Genomic DNA, 26,691 nt, shown 5'->3' on the forward strand with positions numbered 1-26,691 from the left:
TGTGTTGATCATGAGGTTGGCGGTGTCGCCCCTCGGCGTGTCGGGCCGTCAACCTCACGGTCGACCGGTGGGTGGCGGGTGGAGCGCGGGTGCGGGGTGCGGGTGTGGAGCAGGGCCTGGATGCCGTCGAGGATGCGGGCGAGGCCGAAGTCCAGGGTGGGGTCGGGGGTGGTGGGGGAGTCGCGGGTGGGGGCGGTGGACCGGGGGGCGGGGTCGGACAGGGCGGCGGCGAGGGCCGGGAAGCGGTCCTCGCGGCCGTGCACCAGCGCGCCGAACGCCGCCTCCCGGCCGGACCCGGGCGGGAGGCCGGCCAGGTTGCGGGCGTGCCCGACCAGCAGCGTGGCCACGTCGAGCCGCTCGGACGCGGTGAGCCCGGTGCCGGCGAGCGCGGCGACGACGCGTTCCACCCAGGCCAGCTCGTTCGGGCCGGGCAGCCGCGCGCCGACGGCTGCCGCCTGCGCCCAGGGATGCCGGCGGAACCGCTCGACCAGCCGCCGGGTCCAGTCGTCGAGCTGCCCGCGCCAGCCCGCCCCGACCGGCGCCGGGGGCGCGGCCCGGTCGGCAGTCGGGGCCGGCGTCGGCTCACCCCGCGCACCCGGCGCCGGAACGTCGGGTGCGGCCGGGTCGACGGCCGGGGCCGGAGGCGGCTCGCCCAGCGCCGCGTCCAGCATCAGGGCGACCAGCTCGGCCCGGCCCGGCACGTAGCGGTAGAGCGCCATCTTGGTCACCGCCAGCGACTCGGCGACCCGCTGCATGGTCAGCCCGTCGAGCCCGTCCGCGTCGGCGACGGCGATGCCGGCGCGGGCCACGACGGCGGGTGAGAGCGTGGGACGCGGCCCGCGCCGGGGCCCGACGGGCGTGCCCCAGAGCAACTCGAACAGCCGCTTCTTGTCGACCTCACCGGTCCCCACGAGTTCATCCTCCCCGGCATCCGTCCGTCAGCGGAGAAGATACGGCCCGGGAGCCGGGCCAGCCCGGGGTGGCCCGGACCCGGCCGGCGGCGTCCACCAGCAGGGCCGCGTACCCGTCCAGGGTGGCCAGCCAGTCCAGCGCGTCCGTGCCGCGGGCGACGGCCGCGGTCGCGTACACGTCGGCCCAGAGCAGTTCGGGACCGACCACGGTGACCGACCGGACCGCCTCGGCCGGCCGCCCGGCGCGCGGGTCGGTGATGTGCGCGCCGCGCCGCGCGGTGCCGGAGGTGGCGATTGCGCCGGCGGCCCGCTCGACCACGTCGAGCACCAGGTCCGGACGGTCGGGGTCCTCGATCCCGATCCGCCAGGCCGGCCGGCCCGGCCCGGCCCGCAGCAGCACGTCCCCGCCGGCGTTCAGGCACAGGTCGTGGTCGGCCAGGTCGGTCAGGTGCCGGGCGGCCCGTTCCACCGCCCAGCCCTTGACCAGGCCGGACGGGTCGTAGCCGGTGCCGCCCCGCGGCAGCGGCAGGCGGCGGGCGTCGAACCAGCCGCCGGTCCGCACGCGGGCCGTCTCGCAGAGCCCGGCCACCTCGCGCACCAGCGGGTCGGCGGTGGCCGCCGGACCGGGCGGCGCGCCGCGCAGGCGGCCCAGCACGCTGTCCGGCCGGTACGTGCTGAACACCGCGTCGACCGCACGCAGCTCGGCGAAGAGCCGGGCCACCCGCTCCTCGACCGCCCCGGTACGCACCCGCGGGCCGCGCAGGTGCACGCTGACCGGTAGCCCCATCACCTGGGCCACCCAGGCCCGCCGGTCGCTCATCCGAGGTGCGCCGCGTCGATGGCGGACTGGAGCGACTCCCGGTAGCCGTCGCTGGTGACGGTGGCTCCGGAGACGCTGTCGATCCGGGCGCTCTGCGCCGCGAGCGCCTCCTGCCGCAGGATCGGCACCGCGTAGTCGTTGATCTCCTGGTCCCGCCGGTTGCCGTCGGGCACCTGCACGGCGGTGACGTCGGTGATCTTCCCGCCGGAGACGGTGATCTTCACCTGCACCGGCCCCCACCGGGTCTGCGCCACCGACCCGGTGGCCGTGCCGCTGTCGCCGCCGGTGGGGCTGCCGGTGCCGCCGTCGCCGGTGCCGGTGCCGCCGTCGGTGGTGGCGCCGCCGGCGGACGGGTCGGCGCCGGTGCCGCCGTCCGTGCCGCTCCACGAGCCGCCGCCCGGGTCGGTCCCGGCCGCGACCGCGCCGCTCTCCCCGGCGCCCATGGTGCTGGTCCGGTAGCTGAACAGCAGCACCAACGCGGCCACGGTGGACAGCAGCCAGATGGTGATCCGTCGCACGGATCCTCCCTTCGCGCCTGTCACCAGGCGAAACGTTCGTGATGGACGTGCGCGTCGGGCACTCCGGCCGCGCGGGTCGCGGCGCGGACGGCGTCGACCCAGCCGTCCGGGCCGCAGAGGAAGACGTCGTGCCCGGCCACGCCGGGGGAGAGCCGGCGCAACGCCTCGGCCTCGGCGAGCCCCTCGGCGTACGCCGGCAGCCAGGACGGCCGCGCCGCCCGGGGGCCGACCAGGTGGTGCACCACCAGCCCGCGCTCCGCGACGAGCCGGTCCAGCTCGGCGGAGAAGGCCAGGTCCTCCCCGGTACGCGCGCGGTAGGCGAGCACCGCCTGCCCCGGCGCGTACGGCAGCTCCCAGAGCAACGCCAGCAGCGGGGTGAGGCCGACGCCGCAGGCCAGCATGGTGATCCCGCCGCCCCGCCAGTGCTGCCCGGTGAGCCGCCCGTACGGCCCCTCGATCAGCACCCGGGTGCCGGGGCGCAGGGCGGCCACCCGGGCGCTGTCGTCGCCCAGGTCCTTGACCGTGATCCGCATCAGGTCGCCGCGCGGCGGCGCGGACAGCGAGTACGGGTGGGCCCGGGACCAGCCCGGCCCGTCCAGGAACCGCCAGAGCAGGAACTGCCCGGCCCGGACCGGCAGCCGGTGCAGGTCCCGCCCGCGCAGCCAGACCGAGGTGACCCCGGGCGCCTCGGGCACCACCGCGGCCACCTCGATCCGGTGCCGCAGCGAGCGCCAGGCCGGCAGGCCGAGCCGCCAGATCAACACGCTGGCCAGCGCCAGCAGGTAGACCGTCCACCAGTAGGCGCGGGCGAGCGGCGAGGCGATGAAGTCGGCGCCGGTCCAGAGCTGGTGCGGCAGCGCCAGCGCGACGCCCAGGTAGGCGTAGAGGTGCAGCAGGTGCCAGGACTCGTAGCGCAGCCGCCGTCGGGCCGCGCGGACCGAGGTGACCACCACCAGCACCAGCAGCGCCAGCGCCGCGGTGGCCAACAGCATCCCCGGGTACGTGACGACCAGGTCCCAGGCTTCGGCGAGCACCCCCTGGCGGGCGGTGCCGGCGTACCCGAGGACGGTCAGCAGCACGTGCGCCAGGAGCAGGTGGAACGAGGTGAAACCGGCGAGCCGGTGCCAACGGGCGATCCGGTCCTGGCCGAAGCGACGCTCCAGCAGGGGCACCCGGGCCATCAGCACCACCTGGATCAGCATCAGGTCGGCGCTGACCAGGCCGGTGAGCCGGCCGAGCGAGGTGAGTCCGGCGGCCGCGCCGGCCAGCAGCTCCTGCACGCCACGGTCGGCGGTCCAGAGGGCGGTGACGACCAGCAGGCTGAGCGCGGCGAGGCCGCCGGCGACGTCGGCCCACCAGGCGGGAGCGGCCGGCGGGGTGCGGCGCACCGTGCGTCGGCCGGCCACGGTGGCGGTCACCGGAAGAGCTTTTCGGTACGGCTGACGTTCATGGGGGTAACCCTGGTCCGACGAGTTCCGGGCCGCCTTTGCCGCGGCTGTGCGCCGGCTGGGAATCCGGCCGCCCGCCCGGCGTGTCCCGGGCACGTCACACGTTGCGTTTTCGTCGGTGGGGAGGTGTACTGTCAGGGTAGTTAGAACGAGTGTTCGATTGGATCGCGTTTGACGCGGGTCGCGGTTGACCCGCTCCGCACGCGCTCGGGTCGCCCACCCGTTCTCCAGCTCCGGAAGCGGTGTTTCGCGGCGCCGACTTTCGGACAAGGTGCGGCTCCGCGGGCCGCACCGGGCTTCGGACAGTCGCGAGTCCGAGCCCGTCAGGCAGGTCGTCGCCCGCCGCCCACGACCCCCGGGCGGCGGGCGACGGACCCGCCGGCACGCCGGCCGGGTGTGGGTGTGGGGAAGCGTCCACATCCGGCCGGCCGCCACCTGAGGTGCGTCTTCCTCCGCACCGACCGCTCCGGGCGACCGGGCGACGGTTTCCCCCGTCGCGCGACCGCCCGCCCCGGCCACACGCGGAGGAGAGACCCATGCCGACCAGTCCGGCCCAGGCGCCCACGGTGCCCGCGCACGTGCTGCCGCACCGCACCCCCGCCCAGTTGCTCGCGGTGGCCCGCGAGGGGTTGGCCGAGGCCGCCCGCACCCGCCCCGACGGTCTCCGGTACGCCGCCGCCCACCTCGCGGCGCTGCGCGCCGCCGCCGCCGTGCTGGCCGCCCGGGCCCGGCCCGCGCCCACCCGGCGCAACCGGATCACCAGCGTCTGGGTGCTGCTCGCCACCGTCGCCCCCGAGCTGGACGAGTGGGCCGCCTACTTCGCCGCCGGCGCCGGCAAGCGAGCCGCCGCCGAGGCCGGCATCCCCCGGGTGGTCACCGCCCGGGAGGCCGACGACCTGCTCCGGGCCGCCGAACAGTTCGTGACCGTGGTGGAGACCGCACTCGGCCGGCCGCACCAGCCGGCACTCGACGGCCTGCCCCGGCCCCTGCACCTCGGCGGCTCCGACACCGCGCCGCGCTCCGGGTCGGCTGCCGCGCCGCGAGCCGGGGCGGCCGCCGCCTGAAGTCGTGGCGTCCGGCCGCCATCGGCGGGACCCGGGGGGCCGGACGCCGCACCACACGGTCCAGCGCACCACATGATCCACAGCACCAACCACGGGCCGGCCCGTGGCGAAAACACGACGGGGGGTTGGTCCGATGGCGGGCCGCATGGTGGTCGGCTCCGCCGCCCTGGCCGAACTGGTGCGTCCGGCGAGTGCGCCCGACGCGGCCGGTGGCCACCGGGTGCTCCCCGTCCGGGCCGAGCTGACCGGGCTGCTGCCCAACCGTGGGCTGCGACGCGGCAGCACCGTCGCGGTCGGCGTCGGCCGACCCCGGCACAGCGGCGCCACCTCGCTGATCCTCGCGCTGCTCGCCGAGGCGTCCCGGGCCGGCTCGTGGTGCGCCGTGGTTGGTGTGCCCACGTTCGGGGCCGGCGCGGCGGCCGAGGCCGGGATCGCCCTGGACCGGCTCGCCCTGGTGCCCGATCCCGGGCCGGAGTGGCCCACCGTCGTCGCCGCGCTCATCGACGGGGTCGACGTGGTGGTCACCGCCGTGCCGGCCTCGGTCGCCGCCTCGGTCTCCGCCCGGCTGGCCGCCCGGGCCCGGCAACGTGGCAGCGTGCTGGTCCCGTACGGCCGGTGGGACGGTGCGGACGTGACGCTCCAGGTGGTCCGGGGCGTCTGGCAGGGGCTCGGGCCGGGGCGCGGGCGGCTGCGCCGCCGCGAGGTGACCGTCTCGGCCCGTGGCCGGGGCGCCGCCGCCCGACCCAAGGAGATCAAGGTGTGGCTGCCCGGCGACGAGCTGACCCGGGTGATCCCCCGCTCGGCCGGGTCCGGCGCCCCCGCCGCCCCGGGCCGCCGGCTGCGCGTGGTCGCCCCGGTGGCCGGGCCGTGAGCGCCCCGGCGCGGGCGCTGCTGCTGTGGTGCCCGGACTGGCCCGTCCTCGCGGCCGAGATCGTCGACGGCGTGCCCGCCACCGACCCGGTCGTGGTGCTGCACGCCAACCGGGTGGTGGCCTGCTCCGAGCGGGCCCGGGCCGAGGGGATCCGGCGCGGGCTGCGCCGGCGGGAGGCCCAGGGACGCTGCCCGCAGGTCACCGTGGTCGACCACGATCCTGGGCGGGACGCGCGGGCGTTCGAGCCGGTGGTGGCCGCCGTCGAGGAGGTGGTCGCCGGCGTCGAGGTGATCCGTCCCGGCGCCTGCGCGACGGCCGCCCGGGGGCCGAGCCGCTACCTCGGCGGTGAGGAGGCGGCGGCCGAACGGATCGTCGAGCACGTGGCCCAGAGCTGCGCGGTGGAGAGCCAGGTCGGCATCGCCGACGGGGTCTTCGCGGCCGGCCTGGCCGCCCGGGAGGGGCGGATCGTGCCCCCGGGCGGCACCGCGGCGTTCCTGGCCACCCGGCCGGTGGAGGCGCTCGGCCGGCCCGCCCTGGCCGACCTGCTGCGCCGCCTCGGCGTACGCACCCTCGGTGACTTCGCCGCGCTGCCCGCCGGGGACGTCCTGGCCCGGTTCGGCTTCGACGGGGCGCTGGCGCACCGGCTCGCCGCCGGGCGGGACGACCGACCGCTCGCGGTCCGGCGACCGCCCGCCGACCTGACCGTCACCGCCGAGCACGACGAGCCGATCGACCGGGTCGACGCCGCCGCGTTCGCCGCGCGGACGCTGGCCGAGCGACTGCACGAGCGGCTCGCCGCGTACGGGCTGGCCTGTACCCGGCTCGGGATCGAGGCGGTCACCGCGCACGGTCAGGAACTGCACCGGGTCTGGCGGCACGACGGCCTGCTCACCGCCGCGGCCATCGCCGACCGGGTCCGCTGGCAGCTCGACGGGTGGCTCTCCGGCAGCAACGGCCGGGGTGGGGCCCGTCCGGCCCGCCCGACCGCCGGGATCATCCGGCTGCGGCTGGTGCCGGACGGGGTGCTCGCCCAGGCCGGCCTGCAACCGGGGCTGTGGGGGGAGACCGGCGCGGAGCGGGAGCGGGCGCACCGCGCGTTGAACCGGGTGCAGGGCATCCTCGGCCCCGAGGCGGTGGTCACCGCCGTCCTGGGTGGGGGTCGCTCCCCGGCCGACCAGGTGCGTCTGGTCCCGTGGGGCGACGAGCGGGTGCCCGCCCGTCCCGGCCCGCCACCCCTCACCGTGCCGGGGCCGGCCCCGTCCGTCGGGCCGGCCTCCTCCGTCGGGTCAGGGCTGTCCGCCGTGCCGGCTCCGGCTGCCGGGTCGGCCCTCGCACCGGTCGGGTCCTCCGATCCGGGCCGGACGGCGGTGCGGACCGGTCGCCCGGCTGGCAAAAGCGGTCGGGCTGGCCGGGTCAGGGCGGTGCCCGAGCCGCCGTGGCCGGGGCGGATCCCGCCGCCGGCGCCGGCCGTGGTGCTGCCCACCCCGCTGGCGGCCGAGGTGCACGACGCGGCGGGGGAGCCGGTCGTGGTGAGTGCCCGGCTGGCGGTCAGCGCGGCGCCGGCCCGGCTGACCGTGGGCACCGGCCGGCCGGCCGAGATCACCGGATGGGTCGGCCCGTGGCCGGTGGACGAGCGCTGGTGGGCGCCGGTCGAGGCCCGCCGTCGGGCCCGGTTCCAGGTCTGCCTGGCCGACGGCTCCGCCCTGCTGCTCGCCGTCGAGGGCGGGCAGTGGCTGGTGGAGGCCATCTATGACTGAGCAGCCCGCCCCGGTTCGGTGGCGTGCTGCCGTGCCGCGCCGACTTCTATCCGCCGGTGGCCACAAACTTGCCGGTGGCTACGAACTTGATGGCGTAAACGGATCGTGGCCCCTGACCGCTGTCGTCGTCGCCGTGATCCATCCGTGCCATCAAGTTCGTAGGCACTCGTGGGTCGACCCTCGGCCGGTGCACGTGGTTGACGCGGGAGATCTGGGAAGCCCGTGGCCCCTCTGTGGGCCGAAATCTTCCAAGATCTCGACAGATCGCGCGCGGGGGAGCGCGGCATGAGCTTCCACAACCCGAGGATGCCCTGGTCGAAGCTGGAGCAGGTGCTCTCCGGACGGGCGAAGGGTGAGGGAGCCCGCGGTGAGCGGCACCTGCACGTGGTGGAGCCGCAGGTGGTGGACCCGCTCGCGGTCGACGCCGACGGCGGCGACGCCCCGGCCTGGAGCCGCAGACGCGAGGAGTACCGGCCGCCGGAGCTGACCCGCCCGGACGGCACGGTGCCCTACGCGGAGCTGCACGCGCACTCCAACTTCAGTTTCCTCGACGGGGCCAGCCATCCCGAGGAGCTGGCCGAGGAGGCGGCCCGGCTGGGGCTCACCGCGCTCGCCGTCACCGACCACGACGGCTTCTACGGCGTGGTGCGCTTCGCCGAGGCGGCCCGCGCGCTGCGGCTGCCGACGATCTTCGGGGCGGAGCTGTCGCTCGGGCTGCCCGGCCCGCAGAACGGCGAACCCGACCCGCTCGGCCGGCACCTGCTGGTGCTCGCGCACGGCCACGAGGGGTACGCGCGCCTCGCCGCCACCATCTCGCGGGCCCAGTTGCGCGGCGGGGAGAAGGGCCGCCCGGTCTACGGCGAGCTGGAGCAGATCGCCGCCGAGCTGAGGGACCACGTGCTGGTGCTCACCGGCTGCCGCAAGGGGCACGTGCCGGCCGCGCTGCTCACCGACGGAGTCGACGCGGCGGCCCGGGAACTGGACCGGTTGACCGCGTTGTTCGGCGCGGAGACGGTGGCGGTGGAGCTGACCGACCACGGCCACCCGGTCGACGCCGACCGCAACGACGCGCTGGCCGGACTGGCCGCCGCCGCCGGGCTGCCCACGGTGGCCACCAACAACGCGCACTACGCCACGCCGGGGCGACGTCGGCTGGCCACCACCCTGGCGGCGGTGCGGGCCCGGCGCAGCCTGGATGAGATCGACGGCTGGCTGCCCGCCGCGGCCACCGCCCACCTGCGCAGCGGCGCGGAGATGGCGGCGCGGTTCGCCGCGTACCCGGGGGCGGTGGCGCGGGCCGCCGAGTTCGGCGCGGAACTCGCGTTCGACCTGCACCTGGTCGCGCCGCAACTGCCGGCGTACCCGGTACCGGCCGGGCACACGGAGATGAGCTGGCTGCGGCGGCTGACCATGGACGGCGCCCGGGAGCGCTACGGCCCGCCCGAGGCGCACCCGGAGGCGTACGCGCAGCTGGAGCACGAGCTGCGGATGATCGACGAGCTGGGCTTCCCCGGCTACTTCCTGGTGGTCTACGACATCGTCACGTTCTGCCGGCAGCAGGACATCTACTGCCAGGGGCGGGGCTCGGCGGCCAACTCGGCGGTCTGCTACGCGCTGCGCATCACCAACGTGGACGCGGTCCGGCACCGGCTGCTGTTCGAGCGGTTCCTCGCCCCGGAACGGGACGGCCCGCCCGACATCGACGTGGACATCGAGTCCGACCGGCGGGAGGAGGTGATCCAGCACGTCTACGCCCGCTATGGCCGGGAGCACACCGCCCAGGTCGCCAACGTCATCTCGTACCGGCCCCGGTCGGCGGTGCGGGACGTGGCGAAGGCGTTCGGCTTCTCGCCCGGCCAGCAGGACGCCTGGAGCAAGCAGATCGACAGGTGGGGCTCGGTCGCCGCGGTCGACGTGGCGGACATCCCCGAGCAGGTGGTCGCGTACGCGAACGAGTTGCAGACGTTCCCCCGGCACCTGGGCATCCACTCCGGCGGCATGGTGATCTGCGACCGGCCGGTGATCGAGGTGTGCCCGGTGGAGTGGGGTCGGATGCCCGGCCGCAGCGTGCTCCAGTGGGACAAGGACGACTGCGCCGCGGTCGGGCTGGTCAAGTTCGACCTGCTCGGCCTCGGCATGCTGTCCGCGCTGCACTACGGCTACGACATGATCGGGATGAGCCTGGACCTGGGCGGGATGACGCTCGACGACCCCGAGGTCTACGACATGCTCTGCCGGGCCGACTCGGTCGGCGTGTTCCAGGTGGAGAGCCGGGCCCAGATGGCCACGCTGCCCCGGCTCAAACCCCGCGAGTTCTACGACCTGGTGGTGGAGGTGGCGCTGATCCGGCCCGGCCCGATCCAGGGCGGCTCGGTGCACCCGTACATCCGGCGCAAGAACGGCCAGGAGCCGGTCACGTACGCGCACCCGCTGATGCGCAACGCGCTGGAGAAGACGCTCGGTGTGCCGCTGTTCCAGGAGCAGCTCATGCAGCTCGCCATCGACCTGGCCGGCTTCGACGCGGCCGGCGCGGACCAGTTGCGCCGGGCCATGGGCGCGAAACGCTCGGTGGAACGGATGGCCCGGATCGCCGACCGGCTCTACGCCGGGATGGCCGAGCGGGGCATCACCGGTGAGCTGGCCGACGACGTCTACCGCAAGCTCACCGCGTTCGCCAGCTACGGCTTCCCGGAGAGCCACGCGATGAGCTTCGCGTACCTGGTCTACGCCAGCTCGTGGCTGAAGCGCTACCACCCGGGCCCGTTCCTGGCCGCGCTGCTCAACGCGCAGCCGATGGGTTTCTACTCGCCGCAGACGCTGGCCGACGACGCCCGCCGGCACGGGGTGGAGGTGCGCCGGCCGGACATCAACGCCAGCGGCGCCAGGGCGGTGCTGGAGTCGACGCCGGAGACCCGGTGGGGGAGCCTGCCGGGGGAGCCGCCGCACGCCTGGGGGCTGGGTGGGCCGGCGGTCCGGCTCGGGCTGGGCAGCGTCCGTACCCTCGGCGACGACGCGGCCGAGCGGATCGAGGCGGAGCGGGCCGCGCACGGGCCGTACCGGGACATGCCGGACCTGGCCCGACGGACCGGTCTGACCGCCGGGCAGCTGGAGGCGCTGGCCACCGCGGACGCGTTCGCCGGTTTCGGGCTGACCCGGCGGCAGGCGCTCTGGGCCGCCGGCGCGGCGGCGCAGGACCGGCCCGGTCGGCTGCCCGGCACGGTGACCGGCGCGGACCCGCCCACGCTGCCCGGCATGGCGGCGGTGGACCGGCTGGTCGCCGACGTCTGGGCCACCGGCCTGTCCCCGGAGAGCCACCCGGCCCGGTTCATCCGGGGCCGGCTGGACGCGCTGGGCGCGGTGCCGATCGCCCGCCTCGGCCAGGTGCCGCCCGGGCAGCGGATCCGGGTCGGCGGGATCGTCACCCACCGGCAGCGGCCGGCGACCGCCGGCGGGGTCACGTTCCTCAACCTGGAGGACGAGACCGGCATGCTCAACGTCACGTGTTCGCCGGGGCTGTGGCAGCGCTACCGTCGAATCGCCCGCACCAGCGGCGCGCTGGTGGTGCGGGGCCGGTTGCAGCGGCACGAGGGCGTCACGAACCTCACCGCGGACCGGCTGGACGCGATCGAGCCGCCCGTCGCGCCGGCGTCCCGGGATTTCCGTTGACCGTAGTGATCCACATTACGGTTTCCCAGGGCCGGACACGGGAGACTCCCGGACAACGGGTGGGCAGAGCGGCCCACCCGGGTATGGGGGATGAACCAGATGACCTTTCACAGCACGTACCCCGGTGGCGTGGCCAACGTCCGACGGACCCGGCTCGGCGCCGGGTGGGCGCCCACCCACGAGATCGAGCCGCGCGAGCACCAGGTGACCGACGGCCCGGTGGCCAACGCCCAGCGTTCCCGCGCCGAGGAGGACCCGGCCGGCGGCGGCGAGTCCTGACCCCTAGGCTCGGCGGGGTGGAGCAGACCCGAACCCTCACCCCCCGCACCGCCGTGATCTGGTCGGTGCTCCGGGCCGAGCTGAGCCGGCGGGCCGACGAACGGCTCGCCGTGCTCGACGTCGGCGGCGGGACCGGCGGCTTCGCCGTCCCGCTCGCCGAGGCCGGCCACCGGGTCACCGTGGTCGACGCCAGCCCCGACGCGCTCGCCGCGCTGACCCGCCGGGCCGCCGAGGCCGGGGTCGCCGATCGGGTACGCGCGACGCAGGGCGACGCCGACGCGCTCGCCGGGCTGGTCGAACCGGCCTCGGTGGACCTGGTGCTCTGCCACTCCGTCCTGGAGGTGGTCGACGACCCGCAGCCGGTGACGGCGGCGCTGGTCGCCGCGCTGCGTCCCGGCGGCGCGGCCAGCGTGCTGGTCGCCGCGCGGGCCGCCGCGGTGCTCGGCCGGGCGATGAACGGGCAGCTCGACGCTGCCGCCGCGCTGGCCGCCGACCCGCACGGCACCGCCGGGGGCCGGGACACGCTGCGCCGCCGCTACGACGCCGACGGCGCGACCGCGCTGCTCACCGCCGCCGGGCTCGTCGTCGAGGAGATCCACGGCGTACGCGTGCTCGCCGACCTGTTGCCGGCCGCCGTGGCCGACGGTCAGCCGGCCGCCCTGGTGGAGTTGGAACGGGCCCTGGCCGGTCGGTCGCCGTACCGGGACCTGGCCGCCCAACTGCACCTGTTCGCCCGCCGCCCGGCATGACCGGCCCCGTCCCGGCCCCACTGGACCGGGTCGCGCCCCGATACGACGGCGGCAGCCTGGTCGACGTGCTGCCCAGCGCGCTGTCGCTGCTCGGCGTGCCCGGCGCGGTCGACCGGCTCGACCTGACTCCCCGGCTCGCCGGGGTCCGCCGGGTCGCCGTGCTGCTCGTCGACGGCCTCGGCTGGCACCAGATCCCCACCGCCGCCCGGTACGCGCCGACGCTGGCCGGGCTGGCCGCCACCACCGGCACGCCGCTCACCGTGGGTTTCCCCTCCACCACCCCGACCAGCCTGGTCGGCCTCGGCACCGGCGCCCCGTCGGGCGCGCACGGCGTGCTCGGCTTCACGGTCCGGGTGCCCGGCACCGACCGGGTGCTCACCCACGTCGACTGGGCCGGCGATCCCGACCCGTTCCGCTGGCAACCGGTCCCCACCTGGTACGAGCGGGCCCGCGCCGCCGGCGTGGCGGTGACCGTGGTGAGCCGCCCCGAGTTCGCCGGCAGCGGCCTGACGCTGGCCGCCAACCGGGGCGGCGACTACCGGGGCGCGGCCGGGATCGACGCGCTCGCCGCCCGGATGCTCACCGCGCTGGCCGCCGGCGTCGGGCCCACGCTGGTCTCCGGCTACCACCCCGACCTGGACCGGCACGGGCACCTCAGCGGCGTCGACTCCGCGCCCTGGCGGACCGCGGCCACGGAGGTGGACGCGCTGCTGGCCCGCCTGCTGGACGGGTTGCCGCCGGACGCCGCGCTGCTGGTCACCGCCGACCACGGCCAGCTCGACATTCCCGCCGGGCACCGGATCGACCTGGACGCCGACCCCCGGCTGCGGGCCGGGGTGCGGGTGGTGGCCGGCGAGCCCCGGGTCCGTTACCTGCACGTCGAGCCGGGCGCCGAGGCCGACGTGGTGGCCGCCTGGCGTGGGGTGCTGGGCGGGGCGGCCGACGTGCTGACCCGGGCGGAGGCGGTGGCCACCGGCTGGTTCGGGCCGGTGCCGGAGGCACACCTGGCCCGGATCGGCGACGTGGTGGTGGTCTGCCGGGACACGTACGCGGTGGTCGCCACCCGGTCCGAGCCGCCGATGGTGTCGCGGCTGGTGGCGTACCACGGCGCGGACACCGCCGCGGAGATGACCGTCCCGCTGCTGGTGGTCCGGGGCTGACCGGTCCGGCCGGGCCCGGCCGGACGGGGCTGACCGGTGGGGTTGTCGGACCGGCGGGCTAGCCTGCGGGCATGGGCCGCAGCCAGTCGTTGCCCCGGGGCGGCGGTGACCCGCGCTTCGGGCCGGACGCCGACGACACCGGCTGTTCCATCCTGCACGTCGACATGGACGCGTTCTTCGCCTCGGTGGAGGTGCGTCGCCGCCCCGAGCTGCGTGGCCGGCCGGTGGTGGTGGGCGGTGTCGGTCCACGCGGCGTGGTCAGCTCCGCCAGCTACGAGGCCCGGGAATTCGGGGTCCGTAGTGCGATGCCCACCGCCCGGGCGCGGGCGCTCTGCCCGGGCGCGGTCTACCTGCCGCCCGACTTCACCGCCTACTCGGCCGCGTCCCGGGCGGTCATGCAGATCTTCCGGGACGTCACCCCGCTGGTCGAGCCGCTCTCCCTGGACGAGGCGTTCCTCGACGTGGCCGGTGCCCGCCGGCTGTTCGGGCGACCGGCGACCATCGCCGCGCTGATCCGTCGCCGGGTGGCCGAGGAGCAGCGGCTGACCTGCTCGGTCGGGGTGGGGCCGACGAAGTTCGTGGCCAAGCTGGGCTCCACCCGGGCCAAGCCGGACGGCCTGCTCGTGGTGCCCGCCGACCGGGTGCTGGACTTCCTGCACCCGTTGCCGGTGTCGGCGCTGTGGGGGGTGGGGGAACGCTCGGCGGAGGCGTTGCGCCGGCTCGGCCTGCGTACGGTGCGCGACCTGGCGGAGGCGCCGGCCGGTCTGCTGCGTCGGGCGGTGGGCGAGGCGTCCGCGACGCACCTGCACGAGCTGGCCCGGGGGCGGGACCCGCGCGGGGTCTCCCCGGAGCAGGTGGAGAAGTCGATCGGGGCGGAGGTCACGTTCGACACCGACGTCACCGACCCGGTCGAGATCCGGCGCGCGCTGCTCGCCCTGGCCGAGAAGGCGGGCGCCCGGCTGCGGGCGGCCGGTCAGGTGGGTCGCACGGTGTCGCTGAAGGTCCGGTTCGCCGATTTCCGCACGATCAGTCGTTCCCGCACGCTCGGCGTGCCGACCGATACCGCACGGGAGATGTTCGACACGGTGTGGGCGCTCTGGCTCGCTCTCGCCCCTGGCGAGGCGGTTCGCCTGGTCGGCGTACGGATGGAGGGGTTGGCCGCGGCGGAGGAGACGCCGCAGCAGCTCACCCTGGGTGCGCCGGAGCGGGGGTGGCGGGAGGCGGACGCGGCGGCGGACGCGGCGGCCGCCCGTTTCGGGCGGTCCGTCATAGGTCCGGCCAGTCTTCTCGGCCGGCGCGATCCACGACAAGTCGAAAAACCGACCCGGCCGTAGGTCGTCCCGCTTTCCGACGCGCGAGCCCCCTCGTAGACTTGCGGGTAAGCAGCCGGTTGGCTGCCACGGTCTGTCGGCCCGACCGGGCCGACCAACGTGACCGGGGAGGAGTGCCGTGCCGCTCTCGGAGCACGAGCAGCGGCTGTTCGAGCAGATCGAGCGGTCGCTTGCCGAGGATCCCAAGTTCGCCTCGGCCGTGCGCGCCAGCGACCCGCGTTTCCACGCGCGGCGTCGCGTGCTCGTCGCTGCCGGCGTGGTCGTCGCTGGTCTGGCACTGTTGATCTACGGTGCCGTGATCAAGATTCCTGCGGTGGCCGTGGCGGGCTTCGTCGTCATGCTGGCCTCGTTGGGCTACGCGGTGCAGTCGCACCGCCGGTCCCAGTCGCCCGACCTGCACGTGGTGGGCGGCACAACGACAAGTCGGCGTCGTCCCCGTGGCCGCAGTGGCCGCCGGGGCTCCTTCCTCGACCGGATGGAGGACCGCTGGCGGCAGCGCCCGGAGGGCCACCGCTGACCACGCCCCGCCCCTGACCCGGGCGGGGCCGCGACGGACGCTTGCCGGCTGTGCCGGCAAGCGCATTCGCCGCGTCACCCCCCACCCCGTGCGTTGTCCCCCTGATTGACGGAAAGAGTGGTTATCCGGGCCCGGATAACCACTCTTTCCGTCAATCAGTGACGGGGGAGGGGAGAGGGAGGGGGAGGGGTCAGCGGGCGGGGCGGTTGGCCAGCAGGCGACGCGGGTTCCAGCGCAGCATCCGCTGCCGGGCCTGCCCGGTGACGGTGACCAGGCGGGCCGACCGCTCGGCCAGGGCGGTCTGCCACCGCGCCAGCACCGACGGCGGCAGCACCGCCGCCAGCAGCCGGGTCCGCCGGTCCGCCCGGGCGGCGAGCGCTCCCCGGACCGTCCGCAGGGCCGGCTGCAACTCGGCGTCGGTCAGCGGGTCACGGGCGTACCGGGCCCGCTCCTCGGCCCGACCCAGCAGCCGTACCCCGGTCACCGCGCCGGCGTCCTCGACCAGCGCCTCCCGGCTCAACCGCTCGGCAGTGGCCCGCGGCGTCTCCGTGCCGTCCACCGGCACATGGAAGTCGACAAGCGTGTCGAGCAGTTCGTCCCAGGCGGCGTGCGCGTCGGCGCGGGCCGCCTCGGCGTCCACCCCGACCACCATCTCGGGGCCGCGGCCCCGCTGCCCGGGCACGGCCATCGCGGTGGCCGCCGGCAGGGTCGCCCGGACCCGCCGCCGACGACGCAGCGCGGAGCGGCGCAGGGCCGGCGCGGCCAGCAACGCCAGCAGCGCGAGCACCCCGGCCAGCCACCACGGCCAGACCCGGTCCTGCCGGGTCGGCCCGTTGTCGCCGACCGCCAGGCCCTGGTCGGCGTCCTTGTCCAGGCGGTCCGGTTCGTTCGGGCCGGCCGACGGGTCGGTCGCGTCGGGCGCGGCGCTGCTGCCCGGCGCGGGGGTGATCTCCTCCGGGGCGTCGGTGTCCGGGGCCCAGGCCGACCGCACCGAACCCGGGATGCTCGCCGCCGGGGTGGCGTCGAACGGCACCCAGCCGATGCCGCCGAAGTAGACCTCGGTCCAGGCGTGCAGGTTCTGGTTGGTCAGCACGTAGGAGCCGTCGCCGCCGTTGCTGCCGTTGGTGAACCCCACCGCCACCCGGGCCGGTACGCCGGCCGCCCGCACCAGCCAGGCCATGGCCGCCGCGTACTGCTGGCAGTAGCCGACCTTGGTGGCCAGGAAGTCGGTGATGTCGTCCCCGCTGCTGCCGGCGCGGGTGGAGAGCGCGTAGGTGAACCCGTTCTCCACCGAGAAGTAGTCGTAGACCGCCCGGACCTTGTCGTAGTCCGTCTGCCGGCCCTTCACCAGCCGCTCGACCAGCCGGTCGACGGCCGGGACCGACGGGGTGACGGTCTGCTGGCGCAGCACCGCGCTGTCCGACGGCAGGGACGGCGCGGCGCGCAGCGCCGCCGGGCTGAACGTCGACCGCACGTAGTCGAAGGAGTAGCGCTTGCCGCGGGCGTTGTCCCGGCTGGAGAAGACGATCTGCTGCTGCGGGTCGTAGCGCCAGTTGCCGGCCAGGTCATCGGTCTTCACCGGCTCGGCGTAGACCGGCATCAGTGGCATGTTCAGGTTCTTCGTCACCTCGACGGTGGCGCGGTAGCGCTGCTGCTCGACCCCGCGGGGCGCGCGTTCGGCCGGATCGGGCAGGCCGCGGGTGACCGGCTGCCCGCTGGGCACGCGCGCCTGGAAACCGCTCGGCCGCAGATCGTCCACCACGCCGAGGCGCAGGTAGAACGGGTTCGGCTCGTTGGTGGTGACCTTGACCAGGTCGAACCGCTCGCTCTGGTTGAGCTGCCCGCTGAGCGCGGCGAACAGGTCGATCCGGCCCGTGCTGCCGCCCTGGCCGGGCCGCCCGTTGCCGTCGCCGGGGCCGCTGCCGAGGTTGCTCATCAGGCCGCCGGTCATCCCCGGCACGGCCAGTGGCAGCGCCACCGCCACCACCACCCCGACCACGGCCAGCCGGCGGCCGGCCGCGGCCAGCGGCGACGCCTCCCAGACGTCGACGTCGCGGCCCTCGCCGGTGAACCGGCGCCCGAACCGGCGCACCCGGTCGACGTTGTCGGTGACCAGCAGCCACAGGTAGCCGGCGGCGCCCACCACGAACGGGGTGGCCGGGACGCTGTCCACGTAGACCGCCACCGGCACCGAGTAGATGGCCAGCATCGGCAGCCCGGCCAGCGCCGGCCGGCGCAGCCCGACCGCGAGCACGTCCACCACCACGGCCACCGCGCCGATGCCGAGCACGGCGAGGAAGAGCAGCGAGTCGACGTCGGGCACCTTGACGCCGTAGCCGCGCATGTCCTGCAACGAGGTCTGGAGCAGGTCGCCGAAGTGGGCGAACGTGGCCGGGGTCGGCACGAACGCGAACGCCTCGGTGCCGCCCGGGAAGACCCACGTCAGGCCCAGCGTCAGGCCGGCCAGCATGGCCAGCAACTGGCCCCAGAGCGGGGCCCGCCCCAGCCGGGCCAGCGTCGCCGCGCCGGCCACCACGGCGACCACGATGGCCGCCTGGACCAGCCACGTCCAGCGTTCGAAGATCGCCGACAGCGGAGCCGCCGCCAGCAGCGTCGCCGCCGCGGCGACGAAGCCGATGTTGCGGTGCGGGATCACCGAACCACCCTTCCGGTCATCGCATGCCTCCGGCGACGGTCTCGGCCAGCGCCGCCCGCAGGGCGAAGCCCTGGGAGCCGCGCCCGGCCTGCGGCCACAACGCCGGCAGTCGGTTGCCGTGCTCCACCCCGATCACCCGCCAGCCGCTCTGCAGCAGGGCGAGCGCGGCACTGCCGTGCGCCCGCTCCGCCTCGGCCCGTGCCTTCGGCGCCAGGTTCAGCCAGGTGTTGCTGTCGAGCAGGAACGCCACGCAGGTGGCGCCGTTGCCGCGCAGCCCGGCCAGCAGCTCCGCCTCGGCGTCGCCGAGCGTGCCGAGCAGCGCGATGATCAGGCCACCGTCGGCCCGCTGCCGGACCTGCTGCACCAGCGCGGTGATCTCGCCGCGTCGGTCGAGGTGCACCTCGGCGAGGTGATCGAGGAGCACCCCCTCACCACCGGCCTCGGTGGCACCCACGTCGGCGCCGTTGCCGGTGACCAGGCGCAGCTTGTAGCCGGCCTGGCGCAGGTGCACGGCGATGCTGGCGGCGGCCGAGACGGCCCACTCGAAGCTGGCCGTCGGACCCTCGCCGCGATGCCCGGCGGCGCGGGTGTCCAACACCACCGTCGCCCGGCTCTCCCAGGGCTGCTCCTCGCGGCGCACCATCAGCTCGCCGGTGCGCGCGGTCGACTTCCAGTGCACCCGGCGCAGGTCGTCGCCCATCCGGTACTCCCGGGTGGCGGCATCGTCCTCGCCGTGCACGGCCACCGAGCGGGCCCGGCTGTCGCCGCTGCCGGCGTACTCGCCGGGCAGCCGCACCGCGGGCAGCGGGGCGACCTGGGGGATCACCGTGAGGTGGTCGGTGCTGGGGAACGAGCGGGTCAGCTCGCACAGCCCGAACGGGTCGGTCAGCCGGATCACCAGCGGGCCCACGTCGTAGCGGCCCCGCACGTCGGCCCGGACCGTGTACGCCACGGAGCTGGCCTGGTGCGCGCCGAGCCGTTCCAGCACCACCCGGGGCCGGCTGCCCAGCGCGTAGGGCAGCCGGTCCTCCAGCAGCAGCGTGCCGGTGGGCAGCCGGGACAGGTTCTGCAGCCGCAGCACCACCCGGGAGCTGGCGCCCACCGGCACCCGGTGCGGATCGAGCGTGCGGTTGCAGGCCAGCTTGTAGCGGCTGCGGCCGACGTACGCGGCGGCCAGCAGCGGCAGGACGGCGAGCAGGACGGCCACCCGGAGCAGGTCCTTCTCACCGAGGATGGCGGCGGAGAGCGCGGCGGCGACCGCGGCCGCCAGGAAGGAGCGCCCGCGGGTGGTCAGCCCGCGCAGCCCGTCGCGCACGTCACGGCCTCCGCGGCTCGTACGGCCCCCGGCCGTTGCTGTTGCCGGCGCCACCGCCGGGCCGGGTGTCGTACGGGGAGCGCTGCCGGTCGTGCGGCAACGGCAGGCGGTGCACCAACTCGGCGACGATCGCGTCGGTGGTGCGCCGGGCCAGTTGCGCGTCCGCGGTCGGGATGATCCGGTGTGCCAGCACCGGCACCGCGAGGGCCTGGAGGTCGTCCGGCAGGACGTAGTCGCGGCCCTCCAGCGCGGCCACCGCGCGGGCGGTGCGCAGCAGTTGCAGCGTGGCCCGCGGGGACGCGCCGAGTCGCAGGTCGGGCGCCTCTCGGGTGGCGGTCACCAGGGCGATCGCGTACTGCTTGACGGCGTCGGCGACGTGCACCTGGCGGACGTGCCCGATCAGCCGCCGCACGGTGGCCGCGTCGGAGACCGGGCGCAGGCCGGACAGCGGGTCGGTGGCGCCGTGTCCGTCCAGCATGGCCAGCTCGGCGTTCGGGTCCGGGTACCCCATCGCGATGCGGGCGGTGAACCGGTCCCGCTGCGCCTCGGGCAGCGGGTAGGTGCCCTCCATCTCGATCGGGTTCTGCGTCGCGATCACCATGAACGGCGTCTGGAGCTGGTAGGTCACCCCGTCGACCGTGACCTGCCGCTCCTCCATGCACTCGAGCAGGGCCGACTGGGTCTTCGGCGAGGCCCGGTTGATCTCGTCGCCGACCACCAGGTTGGCGAAGACCGCGCCGGGGCGGAACTCGAAGTCGTGGGTCTCCTGGTTGTAGACGCTGACGCCGGTGACGTCGCTGGGCAGGAGGTCGGGGGTGAACTGGATCCGGCGGACCGAGCAGTCGATGGAGCGGGCCATCGCCTTGGCCAGCTTGGTCTTGCCGACGCCGGGAACGTCCTCGATGAGCAGGTGGCCCTCGGCGAGCAGCACCGCCAGGGCGAGCCGGACGGTGGCTGTCTTGCCCTCGATGACCTGCTCGATGTTGGCCACGACGGCCTCACTGGCGGCACGGAACTCGTCGTGCGGCAGCAGACCGCCCACCTCGTCCCAGGTCTGTTGTGTCACGGGCCTCCTCCTCGTCGCCGGAACGGCAGCTCTGTATAGAGCACCTGGACCCGCCGTTGGGTTCGCGACGCCGAGCCTCGTCTGCCGCACGCATCTCACTGGCCTCTCAGGCTAACCATGTTTGCCGGGAACGCCGACTCCCGCAGGTGGTCGGTCGGTTACGCCCGGAATATTCGCCGGACGGGGGACCGGGGTACACTGCGACCCATGGCCGGAGTCTTCCTGCTTCTTACCGAGCCGTGCTGATGCGCTGAACGCGCGACAGCACGGCCGCCCCTCCTGCGCGAGGGGCTTTTTTGTGCCCCCAGCAGACCTGAGGAGACGCCATGAGTGAGGCAGCCGCACCGGCCACCGACATTCCCCCGTTCCGGTACACCGCCGCCCTGGCCGAGGAGATCGAACACCGCTGGCAGGACACCTGGGAACGGGAGGGCACCTTCCACGCCCCGAATCCGACCGGCCCGCTGGCCGACCCGGGGCACCCCCGAGCCGGCGCCGAGAAGCTGTACGTGCTGGACATGTTCCCGTACCCGTCGGGCGCGGGCCTGCACGTCGGTCACCCGCTGGGTTACATCGGCACCGACTGCTACGCCCGCTACCAGCGGATGGCCGGCCACAACGTGCTGCACGCGATGGGCTTCGACGCGTTCGGCCTGCCGGCCGAGCAGTACGCGGTGCAGACCGGCACCCACCCGCGGACCACCACGGTGGCCAACATCGAGCGGTACAAGGCGCAGCTGCGCCGGCTGGGGCTGGGCCACGACGAGCGGCGCTCGGTCGCCACCATCGACACCGAGTTCTACCGCTGGACGCAGTGGATCTTCCTGCAGGTCTACAACTCCTGGTACGACGCGGACGCGCGCCGGGCCCGCCCGGTGGCCGAGCTGATCGCCGAGTTCGAGGGCGGCACCCGGCCCACCCCGGACGGCCGCCCCTGGGCGGAGCTGACCGTGGCCGAGCGCCGCCGCGTCGTCGACGACCACCGGCTGGCGTACGTCTCGGAGGCGCCGGTGAACTGGTGCCCCGGGCTGGGCACCGTGCTGGCCAACGAGGAGGTGACCGCCGACGGTCGCTCCGAGCGGGGCAACTTCCCGGTCTTCAAGCGCAACCTGAAGCAGTGGATGATGCGGATCACCGCGTACGGCGACCGGCTGCTGGACGACCTGGACACGCTGGACTGGCCCGAGCCGATCAAGCTGATGCAGCGCAACTGGATCGGCCGGTCCACCGGTGCGCACATCGACTTCCCGACCGCCGCCGCCGCGGTGCGGGTGTTCACGACCCGGCCGGACACCATCTTCGGCGCCACCTACCTGGTGCTGGCGCCCGAGCACGAGCTGGTCGACGCGCTGGTGCCGGCGGCCTGGCCGGCGGGGACCCGGGACGCCTGGACCGGCGGACACGCCGGCCCGCGCGAGGCGGTCGAGGCGTACCGCAAGGCCGCCGCGGCCAAGACGGACATGGAGCGGCAGGCCGACACCCGGGAGAAGACCGGCGTCTTCACCGGCGCCTACGCCGACCACCCGGTCACCGGCGCGCCGGTGCCGATCTTCATCGCCGACTACGTGCTGGCCGGTTACGGCACCGGCGCGATCATGGCGGTGCCCGCCGAGGACGAGCGGGACCACGCGTTCGCCGAGGTCTTCGAGCTGCCCGTGGTGCGTACCGTGCAGCCGCCGGAGGGGTTCACCGGCGGGGCGTACACCGGGGACGGGCCGCGGATCAACAGCGCCGCACCCGCGGCCGGTCTGGACCTGAACGGCCTGGGGCTGGCCGACGCGAAGGCCCGGGCCATCGGGTGGCTGGAGGCCGAGGGGCGCGGCGTCGGCGCGACCACCTGGCGGCTGCGGGACTGGCTGTTCTCCCGGCAGCGCTACTGGGGCGAGCCGTTCCCGATCGTGTACGACGAGACCGGGGCGCCGATCGCGCTGCCGGAGTCGATGCTGCCGGTCGAGCTGCCCGAGGTGGACGACTTCTCGCCGAAGACGTTCGACCCGGAGGACGCCGCCAGCAACCCGGAGACCCCGCTGTCGCGGCGGCGCGACTGGGTCGAGGTGGAGCTGGACCTGGGTGACGGGCCGAAGCGGTACACCCGGGAGACCAACGTGATGCCGCAGTGGGCCGGCTCCTGCTGGTACGAGCTGCGCTACGTGGACCCGACCGCCGCCGACCGTTTCGCCGAGCCGGAGAACGAGGCGTACTGGATGGGCCCGCGGCGGCCCGGCGACTGCGGGGGCACCGACCTGTACGTCGGCGGCGCCGAGCACGCCGTGCTGCACCTGCTGTACGCCCGCTTCTGGCACAAGGTGCTGTTCGACCTGGGGCACGTCTCCTCGTTCGAGCCGTACCGCCGGCTGTTCAACCAGGGCTACATCCAGGCGTACGCGTTCACCGACCCGCGCGGCGCGTACGTGCCGGCCGAGGAGGTCGTCGAGGTCGACGGCCGGTGGTTCCACGGCGAGACGGAGGTCCGGCGCGAGTACGGCAAGATGGGCAAGTCGCTGCGGAACGTGGTCACCCCGGACGAGATGTGCGCGGCGTACGGCGCCGACACGTTCCGGGTGTACGAGATGTCGATGGGCCCGCTGGAGGTGTCCCGTCCGTGGGAGACCCGGGCGGTGGTCGGCTCGTACCGGTTCCTGCAGCGGGTCTGGCGCGCGGTGGTCGACGAGGGGACCGGCGCGTCGCGGGTCACCGACGCGCCCGCCGACGAGGCGACCCGGCGGCTGCTGCACAAGGTGATCGACGGGGTCCGCGCCGACATGGACGCGATCCGGTTCAACACCGCGATCGCCAAGCTGATCGAGCTGACCAACGGCCTGACGAGGCTGGCGGAGACGCCGCGCGAGGTGGCCGAGCCGCTGGTGCTGATGGTCGCCCCGTTCGCTCCGCACATCGCCGAGGAGCTGTGGCGCCGGCTGGGCCACGACACCTCGCTGACGTACGCGGACTTCCCGGTGGCCGACCCGGCCCTGCTGGTGGCCGAGTCGGTGACCTACCCGGTGCAGGTCAACGGCAAGGTCCGGGGCCGGGTCGAGGTGCCGGCCGACGCGCCCGAGGACGTGGTCCGCGCGGTCGCGCTGGAGGCGGTCGCCGGCGCGCTGGCCGGCAAGGAGCCGCGCAAGGTGATCGTGGTGAAGGGCCGGATGGTCTCGGTCGTCGCCTGACCCGAGGTCGGGGGTCGTTGCCGGTCGCCGCCCGGGACCGCAGAGGTGACTCCGCGGAGCCTACGAACTTGATGGCGTGGATGACTCGCCGGCACCACACGCCGGGAGGCGTCGTGGCTGAGCCACCTACGCCATCAAGTTCGTAGGCACTCCCAGGCGCAGGCCGCACCGGGGACGTGTCTCCACGCGACCCGGGGCCGCGGGCCGGTGGCCCGCCGCGAGTGCGCAACCGGCGCGTGCCGGGCCCTCGTAGGCGTCGCAGAGCAGCCGGCAGCGACGGCCCTGTTCGTCCACCCCGAGGTACGCGGGCGCGATCCCGGGCGCGGTCGACGCCAGGTGACCCAGCAGCGCGGCGACGAACCCGCCGGGCAGCGTCCCCCCGGTGCCGGCCACGTCAGCTCGGACCGAGCCGGCGTTGTCGCTCGGCCCGCCACCAGCGATGGATGATCAGCACGCTGGCGATCAGGCCGAGGCTGGCCGGCGCGGCGGCGTACCAGTTGATCGAACCGGGGCTGGTCACCGCCGCGCCGATCGCGGCGTAGCCGATGGCGGTCGGGGCGGAGGCGATCACGCTGCCGGCCAGGAACGGCAGCACCCGGGCCGCGGTGGTGCCGTAGCCGTAGCTGACCAACCCGAAGCCGGCGATCGGCAGCAGCCGGACGGTGATCACCCCGAACACGCTCTGCCGGGCGAACCAGCCGTCCAGCCGGGCCAGCCGGCCGCGGACCCGCTCGGCCACGAAGTCCCGGCCCAGCAGCCGGCCGACCGCGAAGCCGAGCGCCGCCGCGAGCAGCGCCGCGCCGAGCGCGTACGCGGCACCCTGCACCGGCCCGAAGATCGCGCCCGAGGCCAGCGTGACGAACGTCCGGGGCACCAGCGCGACCAGCAGCAGCGCGCCCCCGACCACGGCCGCGACCGGGGCGTACCCGCCGAGCGAGTCGGCGAGCCGCGGCAGGTCGGCCGCGTCCGGCCGGGGCACCAGCAGCAGTGTGACGCCGAACCCGGCGAGCAGCAGGAGCAGCAGCCCGAACCGGCGCGCCGACGGCTGCCCCAGTAACCCGACGAGGCGGCGGACCGCCGGTCGCCGCCCCGGCCGGGCGGCCCCGGTCATGCCCGGGCGGCGGCGGCCACCGCGGCGCGGCGCTCGGACCGGAGCCGGTCGGCCCAGGTGTCGTCGAGCGGGGGGAGCTGGTGGATGCCGGTCGCCCAGCGCAGCAGCAGGTCGGCCAGGTCCGGGTTGCGGGCCAGCGCCGGGCCGTGCGAATAGGTGCCGAGCAGCTTGCCCCGCCACGCGCCCTCGGTGGCGCCGTCGTTGCCGACCCCGGTGGTGACCCGGGCCAGCGGCGACACGCCCGGACCGAGATGGGTGCGGCCACCGTGGTTCTCGAAGCCGGTCAGGTGCGGGATGCCCAGCCGCGGGTCGACCTCGCCGGCCAGCTCGCCGACCGCCCGGGTCGGACCCCGGTCGGAGGAGAGGTCGAGCAGCTCCAGCCCCTGGCAGCGGGTGCCCTTGGCGAAGAACGAGGTGCCGAGCAGTTGGTAGCCGGCGCAGACGCCGAACACCACCGAGCCCTGGGCCACCGCCCGGTGCAGACCGCCGTCGGCGAGCAGGCGCTGGGCGCCCAACGCCTGCGGACCGTCCTCCCCGCCGCCGATCAGGTAGATGTCGGCGGTGGCGGGCAGCCGCTGGTCGGAGCGGACCTCCAGCACCTCGACCGGCATGCCGCGCAGCTGGGCCCGGCGGGCCAGGATCAGCGCGTTGCCCCGGTCGCCGTAGGTGGACAGCAGGTCGGGATAGACCCAGACGATGCGCAGGCTCTCAGTTGACACGGTCCAGCTCCGCTCGGATGTCCTGGAAGGCGGTGTAGTTGGCGATGACCTCCAGCCGGCCCGGCGGCACCGCGCGGACCGCCTCGTCGAACGTGCGCACGTGCCGGAACGGCACGCCGTTGACGTCGAGGCGCACCGCGAGGTCGTACGCCCGGTCGCCGGTGATCAGCACCTGCCGGCCGGCCAGCGGGGCGAAGTCGACGTCGAACAGCCACGACGTGTCCAGCCCGTCGGGGTCGCGCGCGTTGATGGAGAGCAGGGTCGGCGCGACGTCGGCCATGTCGAACGCCTCCAGCCAGCTCGCCGGGTTCTTGGCCAGCAGCAGCCGGATGTTGCGCCCGTCCCGGTCGACCTGGGCGTAGCGGCCGGCCACCGAGGTGACCGAGCCGAGCCGGGAGACCGCGTCCACCGGGCGGACGCCGAACTCGGCGGCGACCGCCAGTGCGGTGGCCGCGTTGCCGAGGTTGACCGTGCCGGGGAGCTGGAGCTGGATCTTGTGCCAGGCGCCGGTGGGGTCGAGCACGCCGTCGTCCTCCACCGTCCACTGCGGCTCGGGGCGGCGCAGCGGGCAGCCGGTGCACCACCACTGGCCACCGGAGCGCTGGATGGTGGAGCCGCACTCGGGGCAGACCCACGAGTCGTCGTGCCAGCGCTGGCCGGCGCTGAACCAGGTGACGTGCGGCGGCACGTGACCCTGGGCCGGGTCGGCCGGCGGGGTGGCGGCCCAGACCACCATCGGGTCGTCGGCGTTGGCCACCACCCGCACGTCGGGGTGCCGGACCAGGGCGGCACGCCAGAGCTGCGCCATCATGGCGACCTCCTTGGCGCGGTCGAGCTGGTCGCGGGAGAGGTTGAGCAGCGCCACCACGTGCGGCTCGGTCGCCTCCAGGACCTGCGCCAGGTAGTGCTCGTCCACCTCCAGCACCGCGTACGGCGTGCTGCCGGCCTTGGCCAACGCCGAGGTGTGCCCGGTGGGCATGTTGGCGCCGAAGGCGTTGGAGGCGACCCGGCCCAGCACGCCGACCGCGGCGCTGGTGAGCCGGGTGGTGGTGGTCTTGCCGTTGGTGCCGGACACCAGGGCGATGGCCCGCCCGGCCGAGAGGTGGGCGAGCAGGTCCGGGTCGATCTTGAGGCCGATCCAGCCGCCGATCACCGAGCCGTCGCCACGGCCCGCGGCCCGCGACAGCGCCGCGGCGGTGCGCGACACGGAGCTGGCCACCTTTGCCCGCAAGGGCATCTTCGCGTCCGTCACCCGAGCGAGGTTACCGGACCACGGTCTCCGCCAGATCGCCGCCGACGGCGAACCGTTCGGCCGGGGACGGCACGGCGGACGGCCGGAGCGCGCTCGGCCGGACGGGGGCGGCCGATGTCGGGTAACGGACCGCCGCCGGGGACGGTCACCCCCCTCCACTGGGCCCCACCCGCGTTGACGTGCGGTTTTGCGCGCGGAAACGCCGCGCCGACCAGGCGATTCTGGTTGCAGGTGGAGGGAAGTGGAGTAGAGTGGGGCGCGATGGTGAGGCCGGGAGGGCCACACCGGCCCGGGGGGTCAGCGGCGCCGCGAAC

General features: G+C 75.4%; 20 protein-coding genes. 10 read left to right on the top strand and 10 right to left on the bottom strand.

What is annotated here, in order from left to right:
• Window positions 1-8: 8 nt before the first annotated feature.
• The 4 genes from AB0B02_RS22275 to AB0B02_RS22290 are packed head-to-tail and all read right to left on the bottom strand — an operon-like array spanning window position 9 to window position 3,667.
• Entirely contained in the window at window positions 9-911 is a 903-nt protein-coding gene (locus AB0B02_RS22275) for a TetR/AcrR family transcriptional regulator C-terminal domain-containing protein (RefSeq protein WP_357303077.1), read from the bottom strand.
• 4 nt (window positions 912-915) lie between these two features.
• The gene (locus AB0B02_RS22280) at window positions 916-1,731 is read right to left on the bottom strand and encodes an FAD:protein FMN transferase (protein ID WP_281936629.1); all 816 of its coding nucleotides are present in this window, start codon (window positions 1,729-1,731) and stop codon (window positions 916-918) included.
• Window positions 1,728-2,249 (bottom strand): FMN-binding protein, encoded by a 522-nt coding sequence (locus AB0B02_RS22285; RefSeq protein WP_281936627.1) that lies wholly within the window; start codon window positions 2,247-2,249, stop codon window positions 1,728-1,730. Before AB0B02_RS22285 ends, AB0B02_RS22280 begins: the two co-directional genes overlap by 4 nt.
• Window positions 2,250-2,269: 20 nt before the next feature.
• Window positions 2,270-3,667 carry a ferredoxin reductase family protein gene (locus AB0B02_RS22290; protein ID WP_357303080.1) on the bottom strand — a complete coding sequence of 466 codons (1,398 nt, stop codon included), beginning with the start codon at window positions 3,665-3,667 and terminating at the stop codon, window positions 2,270-2,272.
• Between the two features lie 566 nt (window positions 3,668-4,233).
• On the opposite strand from AB0B02_RS22290, the gene AB0B02_RS22295 reads away from it, so the two are divergent.
• The 9 genes from AB0B02_RS22295 to AB0B02_RS22335 all read left to right on the top strand — a co-directional run bounded on the left by AB0B02_RS22295 (window position 4,234) and on the right by AB0B02_RS22335 (window position 15,091).
• Window positions 4,234-4,761 carry an SAV_6107 family HEPN domain-containing protein gene (locus AB0B02_RS22295; protein ID WP_281936623.1) on the top strand — a complete coding sequence of 176 codons (528 nt, stop codon included), beginning with the start codon at window positions 4,234-4,236 and terminating at the stop codon, window positions 4,759-4,761.
• Window positions 4,762-4,894: 133 nt separating this feature from the next.
• Window positions 4,895-5,632, top strand: a complete 738-nt coding sequence (locus AB0B02_RS22300; RefSeq protein ID WP_281936621.1) for a hypothetical protein — start codon at window positions 4,895-4,897, stop codon at window positions 5,630-5,632.
• On the top strand, window positions 5,629-7,389 hold the full coding sequence (locus AB0B02_RS22305; protein ID WP_357303084.1) for a DNA polymerase Y family protein: 1,761 nt from the start codon (window positions 5,629-5,631) through the stop codon (window positions 7,387-7,389). The genes AB0B02_RS22300 and AB0B02_RS22305 overlap by 4 nt, the downstream gene beginning before the upstream one ends.
• 285 nt (window positions 7,390-7,674) lie before the next feature.
• A complete protein-coding gene (locus tag AB0B02_RS22310; protein ID WP_357303087.1) occupies window positions 7,675-11,055 on the top strand; it encodes an error-prone DNA polymerase in 3,381 nt (1,126 codons plus the stop codon).
• Between the two features lie 99 nt (window positions 11,056-11,154).
• Window positions 11,155-11,334 carry a hypothetical protein gene (locus tag AB0B02_RS22315; protein ID WP_107162619.1) on the top strand — a complete coding sequence of 60 codons (180 nt, stop codon included), beginning with the start codon at window positions 11,155-11,157 and terminating at the stop codon, window positions 11,332-11,334.
• 17 nt (window positions 11,335-11,351) lie between these two features.
• Window positions 11,352-12,083 carry a methyltransferase domain-containing protein gene (locus tag AB0B02_RS22320; RefSeq protein WP_281936617.1) on the top strand — a complete coding sequence of 244 codons (732 nt, stop codon included), beginning with the start codon at window positions 11,352-11,354 and terminating at the stop codon, window positions 12,081-12,083.
• Window positions 12,080-13,243 (top strand): nucleotide pyrophosphatase/phosphodiesterase family protein, encoded by a 1,164-nt coding sequence (locus AB0B02_RS22325; RefSeq protein ID WP_281936615.1) that lies wholly within the window; start codon window positions 12,080-12,082, stop codon window positions 13,241-13,243. The genes AB0B02_RS22320 and AB0B02_RS22325 overlap by 4 nt, the downstream gene beginning before the upstream one ends.
• Before the next feature lie 71 nt (window positions 13,244-13,314).
• A complete protein-coding gene (locus AB0B02_RS22330) occupies window positions 13,315-14,577 on the top strand; it encodes a DNA polymerase IV (RefSeq protein ID WP_357303092.1) in 1,263 nt (420 codons plus the stop codon).
• Window positions 14,578-14,692: 115 nt separating this feature from the next.
• Entirely contained in the window at window positions 14,693-15,091 is a 399-nt protein-coding gene (locus AB0B02_RS22335; protein ID WP_107162615.1) for a DUF3040 domain-containing protein, read from the top strand.
• 190 nt (window positions 15,092-15,281) lie between these two features.
• Here the strand turns inward: AB0B02_RS22335 and AB0B02_RS22340 are convergent, their stop codons facing one another.
• The 3 genes from AB0B02_RS22340 to AB0B02_RS22350 are packed head-to-tail and all read right to left on the bottom strand — an operon-like array spanning window position 15,282 to window position 20,128.
• Window positions 15,282-17,747 carry a DUF3488 and transglutaminase-like domain-containing protein gene (locus AB0B02_RS22340; protein WP_281936610.1) on the bottom strand — a complete coding sequence of 822 codons (2,466 nt, stop codon included), beginning with the start codon at window positions 17,745-17,747 and terminating at the stop codon, window positions 15,282-15,284.
• A gap of 16 nt (window positions 17,748-17,763) precedes the next feature.
• Window positions 17,764-19,062, bottom strand: coding sequence for a DUF58 domain-containing protein (locus AB0B02_RS22345; protein ID WP_357303096.1), 1,299 nt, complete (start codon window positions 19,060-19,062; stop codon window positions 17,764-17,766).
• A 1-nt stretch (window position 19,063) separates the two neighbouring features.
• The gene (locus AB0B02_RS22350; protein ID WP_357303099.1) at window positions 19,064-20,128 is read right to left on the bottom strand and encodes a MoxR family ATPase; all 1,065 of its coding nucleotides are present in this window, start codon (window positions 20,126-20,128) and stop codon (window positions 19,064-19,066) included.
• Between the two features lie 326 nt (window positions 20,129-20,454).
• Between AB0B02_RS22350 and leuS the strand changes: the two genes are divergently transcribed.
• Entirely contained in the window at window positions 20,455-23,295 is a 2,841-nt protein-coding gene (gene leuS / locus AB0B02_RS22355) for a leucine--tRNA ligase (protein WP_357303102.1), read from the top strand.
• Between the two features lie 394 nt (window positions 23,296-23,689).
• Here leuS and AB0B02_RS22360 read toward each other — a convergent pair whose 3' ends face one another.
• The 3 genes from AB0B02_RS22360 to AB0B02_RS22370 are packed head-to-tail and all read right to left on the bottom strand — an operon-like array spanning window position 23,690 to window position 26,362.
• Entirely contained in the window at window positions 23,690-24,406 is a 717-nt protein-coding gene (locus tag AB0B02_RS22360; protein WP_281936602.1) for a VTT domain-containing protein, read from the bottom strand.
• The gene (locus AB0B02_RS22365) at window positions 24,403-25,125 is read right to left on the bottom strand and encodes a glutamine amidotransferase (protein WP_107162608.1); all 723 of its coding nucleotides are present in this window, start codon (window positions 25,123-25,125) and stop codon (window positions 24,403-24,405) included. Before AB0B02_RS22365 ends, AB0B02_RS22360 begins: the two co-directional genes overlap by 4 nt.
• Entirely contained in the window at window positions 25,115-26,362 is a 1,248-nt protein-coding gene (locus tag AB0B02_RS22370) for a MurT ligase domain-containing protein (RefSeq protein ID WP_281938499.1), read from the bottom strand. The genes AB0B02_RS22365 and AB0B02_RS22370 overlap by 11 nt, the downstream gene beginning before the upstream one ends.
• Between the last annotated feature and the right edge of the window lie 329 nt (window positions 26,363-26,691).

The organism is Micromonospora sp. NPDC049240 (assembly GCF_040647835.1).
Classification (GTDB): Bacteria; Actinomycetota; Actinomycetes; order Mycobacteriales; family Micromonosporaceae; genus Micromonospora.

Coding starts and splice junctions, on each gene's coding strand:
- AB0B02_RS22315 (WP_107162619.1), top strand. CDS start 11,155: ATGACCTTTCACAGCACGTACCCCGGTGGCGTGGCCAACGTCCGACGG.
- AB0B02_RS22360 (WP_281936602.1), bottom strand. CDS start 24,406: ATGACCGGGGCCGCCCGGCCGGGGCGGCGACCGGCGGTCCGCCGCCTC.
- AB0B02_RS22310 (WP_357303087.1), top strand. CDS start 7,675: ATGAGCTTCCACAACCCGAGGATGCCCTGGTCGAAGCTGGAGCAGGTG.
- AB0B02_RS22325 (WP_281936615.1), top strand. CDS start 12,080: ATGACCGGCCCCGTCCCGGCCCCACTGGACCGGGTCGCGCCCCGATAC.
- AB0B02_RS22300 (WP_281936621.1), top strand. CDS start 4,895: ATGGCGGGCCGCATGGTGGTCGGCTCCGCCGCCCTGGCCGAACTGGTG.
- AB0B02_RS22330 (WP_357303092.1), top strand. CDS start 13,315: ATGGGCCGCAGCCAGTCGTTGCCCCGGGGCGGCGGTGACCCGCGCTTC.
- AB0B02_RS22280 (WP_281936629.1), bottom strand. CDS start 1,731: ATGAGCGACCGGCGGGCCTGGGTGGCCCAGGTGATGGGGCTACCGGTC.
- leuS (WP_357303102.1), top strand. CDS start 20,455: ATGAGTGAGGCAGCCGCACCGGCCACCGACATTCCCCCGTTCCGGTAC.
- AB0B02_RS22295 (WP_281936623.1), top strand. CDS start 4,234: ATGCCGACCAGTCCGGCCCAGGCGCCCACGGTGCCCGCGCACGTGCTG.
- AB0B02_RS22370 (WP_281938499.1), bottom strand. CDS start 26,362: ATGCCCTTGCGGGCAAAGGTGGCCAGCTCCGTGTCGCGCACCGCCGCG.